Origin of the sequence: Blautia sp. CAG:237 (genome assembly GCF_000436615.1) — a bacterium.
Classification (GTDB): Bacteria; Bacillota; Clostridia; order Lachnospirales; family Lachnospiraceae; genus Blautia_A; species Blautia_A intestinihominis.
On the sequence record NZ_FR886683.1, the window covers coordinates 1 to 240 of the forward strand.

Below are 240 nucleotides of genomic sequence, written 5' to 3' on the forward strand. Positions count from 1 at the left end.
AAAAATGGTATAGTCACGTATCGCTGGACAATTTCAGATACAGGCATTGGAATGAGTGAGGAGTTTCTGAAACATATTTTTGAGCCTTTTGTGCAGGAACATTCTGATGCGAGAACGGTTTACAGCGGCACCGGACTTGGAATGTCTATTGTGAAAAAAATCATCGACAGGATGAACGGAACAATTGTGGTGACAAGCAAAGAGGGCGAAGGATCTACATTTGTTATTACACTGCCGTTT

Annotated in this window: 1 protein-coding gene; it reads left to right on the plus strand. The window is 41.7% G+C overall.

Annotated features, from left to right (window positions below; genetic code table 11):
• Window positions 1-51: 51 nt before the first annotated feature.
• On the plus strand, window positions 52-240 hold a 189-nt coding region (locus tag QZL69_RS02220), incomplete at its 3' end, for a sensor histidine kinase (protein ID WP_291517925.1).